Source organism: Brevundimonas sp. (genome assembly GCF_004210735.1).
GTDB lineage: Bacteria > Pseudomonadota > Alphaproteobacteria > Caulobacterales > Caulobacteraceae > Brevundimonas.
In genome coordinates, this window is the sequence record NZ_SDZL01000022.1 from 39,242 (window position 1) to 45,525 (window position 6,284).

The window sequence follows — 6,284 nt, forward strand, 5'->3', positions numbered from 1 at the left end:
CTCAAGTCACTGCGCCAAAGGTTGGCGCCGGGGCTCCGGATCGCTATTCAGCGGCCCGCGCCATTCACGAGATCCCTCATGTCCGACACCCTGCCCGATCGTCTCTCGGTCGATCCCGACAGCCCCTTCCACGACGCCGAACTGCTGGCGCGCGGCATCGGCATTCGCTTCAAGGGCGAGGAAAAGACAAACGTCGAGGAATATTGCGTGTCCGAAGGCTGGGTCCGTCTGGCCGTCGGCAACCGCGTCGATCGTCGCGGCAAGGCCCTGACCGTCAAGCTGCAAGGCCCGGTCGAGCCCTTCTTCCAGCACGGCTGAGCCTTTCGGACGGCGACCTGAGCCGCTAGGGTCCGGGCCTCGTCCGTGAGTCTGGAAAGCCGTCCGATGTCCAATCGTCTGTTCGCCGTCACCACCCTGGCCCTGGGTCTGGTCGCCTCTGTTCCTGCCTTCGCCCAGGACGCCGCGACCATCCGCGCCGCCGAACAGGTGCGCGACAAGGCGCTGCAGTCGAACGTCGCGCTGGACTATGTCACCGAGGTCACGACCCGCTTCGGCGCCCGTCCGGCCGGTTCGCCGTCGGAACAGGCCGCCGCCGCCTGGGCCGCCGACTATCTGAAGCGGCTGGGCTTCCAGAACGTCCACATCGAGGAATTCCCGCTGGTCGGCTGGGATCGCGGTCAGGAAAGCGCCCAGCTGCTGGGCGCCCGGCCGCAAAACCTGATCGTCGCCGCCCTGGGCCACTCGCCCGCCACGCCGCAGGGCGGGGTTGAGGGCGACATTGTCTGGTTCGACGGCTTCGACGCCCTGCTGGCCGCGCCCGAGGGCTCGCTGGCCGGCAAGATCGCGGTCGTGGATGGCGGCCAGATGGTGCGGATGCAGGACGGCTCGGGCTACGGCTCGCTGTCGCGCATTCGCGGGCGTGGCCCGGCCGAGGCCGCCAAGCGCGGCGCCGTCGCCTTCGTCATGCGTTCGGCCGGTTCGGACGAGCACCGCATGCCGCACACCGGCACCACCAGCTACGTCGATGGCCGGCCGACCATCCCGTCGTTCGCCCTCAGCGCCCCCGACGCCGATCAGGTCCGCCGCCTGGTCGGGATGAAGGAGCCGGTGCGCCTGCGCCTGTCCTCGACCGCCCGCACCTACGAGACCAAGTCCCAGAACGTCATCGCCGACCTGCCGGGCCGCACGCGCCCGAACGAGATCGTCGTCCTGGGCTCGCACATGGACAGCTGGGATCTGGGCACCGGCGCCATCGACGACGCGGCCGGCGGCGCCATCACCATCGCGGCGGCCAAGGCCATCGCCGAACAGGGCGGCGCCGACCGCACCATCCGCGTGGTCCTGTATGGCTCCGAAGAGGTCGCCCAGCCGACCAACACCGGCAACGGCGGCGGCGCCTATGTGCGCGGCCAGGGCGACAAGGTGGCCCAGCATATCGTCGCCGGCGAAAGCGATTTCGGCGCCGACCGCGTCTATGCCCTGCGCCTGTCGCCGGGCGCCCAGGACAGCGACTTCGCCCGCGCCGCCGCGCGCGTGCTGCGCCCGATCGGCGTCCTGCCGTCGAACGAGCCGGAGCTGTACGGCGGCGTCGACATCGGCCCGCTGGCGGCTGCGGGCGTGCCGGTCTTCGCCCTGGCTCAGGACGGCAGCCGCTATTTCGACCTGCACCACACCGCCGACGACACCCTGGACAAGATCGACCCGGCCCAGATGACCCAGAACGTCGCCGCCTGGGCCGGTCTGATCTGGCTGATCGCCAATTCGGACGTGGACTTCCGGTCGATGCGTCCGGCGGATACGGGTACGCACTGATCCGGGCCAGCCTGGCCCGGCCGCCGCGAGCGTGGCGAAACTGGTAGACGCAAGCGACTTAAAATCGCTCGACCTCGGTCATGCGGGTTCGACCCCCGCCGCTCGCACCACGATCTAGACCGCGACCCCGAACAGGGCGCCGATCCCCGCGGTGACGGCCAGGGCGACCGCGCCCCAGAAGACGACGCGCACCACCGGCCTCAGGGCCGCAGCGCCGCCCGTCCGCGCGCCGGCCAGGCCCAGCAGCGCCAGCGCCGCCAATGTCGTCACGGCGACCACCGGGGTGACGACGCCCACAGGGGCCAGTACGACCGCCACCAGTGGCAGGGCCGCGCCGACCGCAAAGGTCGCGGCCGAGGTCACGGCCGCCTGGATCGGCCGCGCCATCATGACTTCCGAAATGCCCAGCTCGTCACGGGCATGGGCGCCCAGGGCGTCATGGGCCATCATCTGCTCGGCCACCTGACGGGCCAGGGCCGGCTCCAGCCCCCGGCTTTCATAGATACCGGCCAGTTCGCGCCGCTCCGCCTCGGGATCGCCGGCCAGTTCCGCCGTCTCGCGCGCCAGGTCTGCCTTTTCGGTGTCCGACTGGGAGCTGACCGAGACGTATTCCCCCGCCGCCATGGACATGGCCCCGGCCACCAGACCCGCCACCCCGGCGACCAGAACGGCCTGTTTCGACGATCCGGCGGCGGCGACGCCGACCACCAGACTGGCGGTCGAGACGATGCCGTCATTGGCGCCCAGCACGGCGGCGCGCATCCAGCCGACTCGCTGCACCAGATGACTTTCACGATGGACAGAGAGCCTGGTCATCCGAACGATGCCCTTAGCTGCGACGGGCGATGCCGCCAGGCCCTAGCATAACATCATGTTTCGACGGACGCTGCGCCCTTACCCCCGCGCGCGATCGTTGGCACAAGGGGTCGAACGCTCCTGACGCCCCAGGCGAAGCCCGAAGAAGAGCCCCATGAACAGAGCCCGGCGCGCGCGCATCGTCGCCACCCTTGGTCCCGCCAGCCGGGCGCCCGGCACGGTCAAGGCCCTGGCCCAGGCCGGGGTTGACGTCTTCCGCCTGAACTTCAGCCACGGCACGCACGAAGACCACGCCGCAGCGCTGAAGGCCGTGCGCGGCGCCGAGCTGGCGCTGCAACGCCCGCTGGGCGTGCTGGCCGACCTGCAGGGGCCCAAGCTGCGGCTGGGCCGGTTCAGGGACGTCGAGATCGCGGTCAAGCCGGGCCACACGATGCGCTTTGATCTGGACCCGACCCCCGGCGACGAGACGCGGGTGCAGATGCCGCATCCGGAAATCTTCAAGGCGCTGCGCACCGGCATGTCGCTGCTGATCGACGACGGGCGCATCCGCCTGCGGGTCGGCCAGCGCGCCGACGACTGGGCCGACGTCACGGTCGAGAGCGGCTCGAAACTGTCGGACCGCAAGGGCGTCGCCGTGCCCGAAGCCGTCATCCCGGTCTCGGCCCTGACCCCCAAGGACCGCGAGGACCTGGCCTTCGCCCTGCGCATCGGCGTCGACTGGGTCGCCCTGAGCTTCGTCCAGAAGGCCGAGGACATGGCCGAGCTGAAACGCCTGGTTGGGGGCAAGGCCGCCTGTCTGGCCAAGATCGAGAAACCGCAGGCCCTGAACGATCTGGACAGCATCCTGGACTACTGCGACGGCGTGATGGTCGCGCGTGGCGACCTGGGCGTCGAGCTGGACCCCGAAGAAGTGCCGGTCGCGCAGAAGAAGATCCTGCGCGCCGCCCGCCAGCGCGGCGTGCCCGCCATCGTCGCCACCCAGATGCTGGAATCCATGACCGCCTCGCCCGCCCCGACCCGGGCCGAGGCGTCGGACGTGGCCAATGCGGTGTACGAAGGCGCCGACGCCCTGATGCTGTCGGCCGAGACGGCGTCCGGCGCCTATCCGCTGGAAACGGTCGAGATCATGAACCGGATCATCGAGCGGGTGGAGCGCGACCCCCTGTGGCCCGGCCTGATGGACGCCGACCATGCGGGCATGGACATCGACGACGTCGACGCCCTGGTCGCCGCCGCGCGCAAGGCGGCCGAGGCCCAGTCGACCGCCTGTATGGTCGTCTTCACCACCTTGGGCGGCACCGCCCGGCGAATGTCGCGCGAGCGGCCGTTGCAGCCTGTGCTGGCCCTGACGCCCAATCCCGACACCGCGCGCCGCCTGTCGCTGGTCTGGGGGCTGGAGCCGCGGTTGGGCAAGGAGCCGGCCTCGCTGGAGGACGTGACCGAGGACGCGGTGCAAAGCGCGATGAAATTCGGCCTGGCCGAGCCGGGCCAGCGGGTGCTGATCCTGGCCGGAACGCCTTTCGGCGCGCCGGGGGCTGCGAATCTGCTGCGACTGGCGCATGCTCCGGCGCGGGCGACGAAACGCGCCCGGAAAACCTGACGGCGGGAATGATCAAATACATCGGCTCCAAGCGCGGGATGCTGGGGCCGCTGACCGGGGCGGTAAGCGCCCTGTTGCCGGACGGGGGGCGGGTCTGCGACCTGTTTTCCGGCTCGGCCCGCGTCGGGCGCGAACTGAAGGCCATGGGCTTTCAGGTCTGGTCCAACGATCACAACGCCTATGCCCACACCCTGGCCACCGCCATGGTCCAGGCCGACCGCGAGCGCTGGTTGGATCGCGCCGAGGCGGTGTTGGCCGAGCTGCGCACGGTGACGCCACGGGCCGGCTGGTTCACCGCCGCCTATTGCGAGCAGGCCCGCTTCTTCCATCCCGACAACGGCGCCCGCATCGACGCCATGCGCGAGCGAATCGAGGCGATGGGGCTGGAGCCTGAGCTGAAGGCCGTGGTCCTGGTCGCCCTGATGCAGGCCGCCGACCGGGTGGATTCCACCGCCGGGGTCCAGATGGCCTATATGAAGCAGTGGGCCCCGCGCGCGCTGAAACCGCTGGAGCTGCGCAGTCCCGACCTGCTGCCCGGCGTCGCCGCCGGCCCCTGCCGCGCCACCCGCGCCGACGCGGTCGAGATCGCCCCCCAGGTCGAGGCCGATCTGGTCTATCTGGACCCGCCGTACAATCAGCATTCCTATCTGTCGAACTACCACGTCTGGGAAAGCCTGACCCTGTGGGACAAGCCGGAAACCTATGGCGTGGCGAACAAGCGGATCGACTGCCGCACCCGTAAAAGCCCGTTCAACAGCCGCCCCGGCATCGGCCCGGCGCTGGCCGCCGTGATCGGGGCGCTGAAGGCGCCGAACCTGATCGTCTCGTTCAATGACGAGGGCTATCTGTCCCGCGACGAACTGGTGGCCATGCTGTCGGCGCGCGGCCCGGTGCGGGTGATGGAGATTCCCCGCCCCCGCTATGTCGGCGCCCGGATCGGCATCCACAATCCGAAGGGCGAGAAGGTCGGCACCATCGGGCGACTGCGCAACGTCGAATATCTGTTCCTGGTCGGCGATCGCGCGGCGGCCCTGCCCCATGCCGCATGACCAGGGCGGCCTGATCCTTACGCCTGCGGAACGATCTGCATGACGGTTTCGTTACGGCCGCATGGAACAGTACGCCCCCTATGAGAGCCCGCTGAACCGCGCCAGCCCAAATTACGGGCAATGGGGCGCCCGCCCCGTCGACGCCTTCGACGCCCTGGCCTGGCGCGCCGCACCCGACCGCACCGTCACCGTCACCGCGCCCCCGGCCGAAGACCGCGCCGTGCCGCGCTGGATGGTCATCGCCATCGGCTGCCTGGTCGCCATGCTGATGGGCGTCATCGCCGGCTCAGCCCTGGCCCTCTAACCCTTCTCCCCTCGGGGGAGAAGGTGGGCGCCGGAGGCGCTCGGATGAGGGGGCTCTGTCAACGTGCAGACGGCTTGAGGTCGAGGGTAAAACAACCAGCCCCCTCATCCGTCTTGCTCCGCAAGCCACCTTCTCCCCCGAGGGGAGAAGGGCGCTACATTTCTTCCAGCAGCGCCCGGATCGGGCTCCATCCGCGACGATGCGCCGGGCACGGCCCCAGGGTCTTCAGCGCCTGCTGATGGACCGGGGCGTTATAGCCCTTGTGGCTGGCGAAGCCGTAGCCGGGATAGGTCGCGTCCAGTTCGATCATCAGCCGGTCGCGCGCCGTCTTGGCCAGGATCGACGCCGCCGCGATGGACAGCGACAGGCCGTCGCCCCCGACCACCGTCGTCACGTCGCACGGCAGCTTGAACCGATAGTTGCCGTCCACCAGCGCCACCGTCGGCGTCACCGACAACGCCTCGATCGCTCGGCACATGGCCAGGCCGGTGGCGTGCAGGATGTTCAGCTCCCCGATCTCCTCGACCGAGGCGAAGCCGACGCCCCAGGCGACGGCCCGCGCCTTGATCTGGATCTCCAGCGCCTCACGCCGGGCGTGGTTCAGCACCTTGGAATCGTCGATCCCGTCCGGCAGGTCGTCGGGGTTCAGGATCACCGCCGCCGCCGACACCGGCCCCGCCCACGGCCCCCGTCCCGCCTCGTC

The 6,284-nt window shown here is 70.1% G+C and carries 7 protein-coding genes and 1 tRNA gene; 6 read left to right on the top strand and 2 right to left on the bottom strand.

The genetic code is table 11. The features are described 5' to 3' along the window. Positions 1-78 precede the first annotated feature (78 nt). From EON91_RS06775 to EON91_RS06785, 3 genes are all read left to right on the top strand, one after another. Positions 79-318: a DUF3297 family protein gene (locus tag EON91_RS06775; protein WP_292092765.1), complete on the top strand. Its 240-nt coding sequence runs from the start codon at positions 79-81 to the stop codon at positions 316-318. Between the two features lie 66 nt (positions 319-384). Next, positions 385-1,812, top strand: a complete 1,428-nt coding sequence (locus EON91_RS06780; RefSeq protein ID WP_292092768.1) for a M20/M25/M40 family metallo-hydrolase — start codon at positions 385-387, stop codon at positions 1,810-1,812. A 25-nt stretch (positions 1,813-1,837) separates the two neighbouring features. Beyond that, positions 1,838-1,922: transfer RNA gene (locus EON91_RS06785), tRNA-Leu, on the top strand. A gap of 4 nt (positions 1,923-1,926) precedes the next feature. Here EON91_RS06785 and EON91_RS06790 read toward each other — a convergent pair. Next, on the bottom strand, positions 1,927-2,628 hold the full coding sequence (locus tag EON91_RS06790; RefSeq protein ID WP_292092769.1) for a VIT family protein: 702 nt from the start codon (positions 2,626-2,628) through the stop codon (positions 1,927-1,929). Positions 2,629-2,782: 154 nt separating this feature from the next. Between EON91_RS06790 and pyk the strand changes: the two genes are divergently transcribed. The 3 genes from pyk to EON91_RS06805 all read left to right on the top strand — a co-directional run bounded on the left by pyk (position 2,783) and on the right by EON91_RS06805 (position 5,581). After that, entirely contained in the window at positions 2,783-4,228 is a 1,446-nt protein-coding gene (pyk, locus tag EON91_RS06795) for a pyruvate kinase (protein WP_292092770.1), read from the top strand. Positions 4,229-4,236: 8 nt separating this feature from the next. Further along, on the top strand, positions 4,237-5,277 hold the full coding sequence (locus tag EON91_RS06800; protein WP_292092772.1) for a DNA adenine methylase: 1,041 nt from the start codon (positions 4,237-4,239) through the stop codon (positions 5,275-5,277). A 61-nt stretch (positions 5,278-5,338) separates the two neighbouring features. Next, positions 5,339-5,581 carry a hypothetical protein gene (locus EON91_RS06805; RefSeq protein WP_292092774.1) on the top strand — a complete coding sequence of 81 codons (243 nt, stop codon included), beginning with the start codon at positions 5,339-5,341 and terminating at the stop codon, positions 5,579-5,581. A 154-nt stretch (positions 5,582-5,735) separates the two neighbouring features. On the opposite strand, the gene EON91_RS06810 is transcribed toward EON91_RS06805, so the two are convergent. Continuing rightward, positions 5,736-6,284 (bottom strand): ribonuclease HII (locus EON91_RS06810; protein ID WP_292092775.1); only part of this gene is annotated, 549 nt, incomplete at its 5' end.

Coding starts and splice junctions, on each gene's coding strand:
- EON91_RS06800 (WP_292092772.1), top strand. CDS start 4,237: ATGATCAAATACATCGGCTCCAAGCGCGGGATGCTGGGGCCGCTGACC.
- EON91_RS06805 (WP_292092774.1), top strand. CDS start 5,339: ATGGAACAGTACGCCCCCTATGAGAGCCCGCTGAACCGCGCCAGCCCA.
- pyk (WP_292092770.1), top strand. CDS start 2,783: ATGAACAGAGCCCGGCGCGCGCGCATCGTCGCCACCCTTGGTCCCGCC.
- EON91_RS06780 (WP_292092768.1), top strand. CDS start 385: ATGTCCAATCGTCTGTTCGCCGTCACCACCCTGGCCCTGGGTCTGGTC.
- EON91_RS06790 (WP_292092769.1), bottom strand. CDS start 2,628: ATGACCAGGCTCTCTGTCCATCGTGAAAGTCATCTGGTGCAGCGAGTC.
- EON91_RS06775 (WP_292092765.1), top strand. CDS start 79: ATGTCCGACACCCTGCCCGATCGTCTCTCGGTCGATCCCGACAGCCCC.